Raw genomic sequence first — 257 nt, 5'->3', positions numbered from 1 at the left:
CACCCCCGGCCAGGCGAGGAAGCCGCCGTCACGCAGGTCGATGACTTGCCAGAGATCGTTACGATAATGCTTCCAGTAGAGCGCCACGAAACCGATCCGCGCCGCCAGCATACCGATCAGGAACAGGCTGAACAGCACCGACTCGGGGTTTTCGCCACCGCGCCTGGCCGCTCGCCAACCCACAAAGGTCGCCAGCGCCAGGGCACCGATCAGCAGCAGGTGATTGAGCGCAATGGCAAACGTGCCGAGGGTGAGCG

Annotated in this window: 1 protein-coding gene; it reads right to left on the bottom strand. The window is 64.2% G+C overall.

The annotated features are described in order from the left end of the window. Positions 1-257, bottom strand: a 257-nt coding sequence (locus tag AAEZ10_RS27540) for a prolipoprotein diacylglyceryl transferase family protein (RefSeq protein ID WP_350571841.1), incomplete at both ends; no start/stop codon positions are given.

Origin of the sequence: Pseudomonas sp. H26/SER47-MNA-CIBAN-0231 (assembly GCF_040310465.1) — a bacterium.
Taxonomy (GTDB): Bacteria; Pseudomonadota; Gammaproteobacteria; order Pseudomonadales; family Pseudomonadaceae; genus Aquipseudomonas; species Aquipseudomonas atacamensis.
Note: the sequence above shows the minus strand (reverse complement) of the source record. Positions and strands in the feature narration are given on the sequence as shown.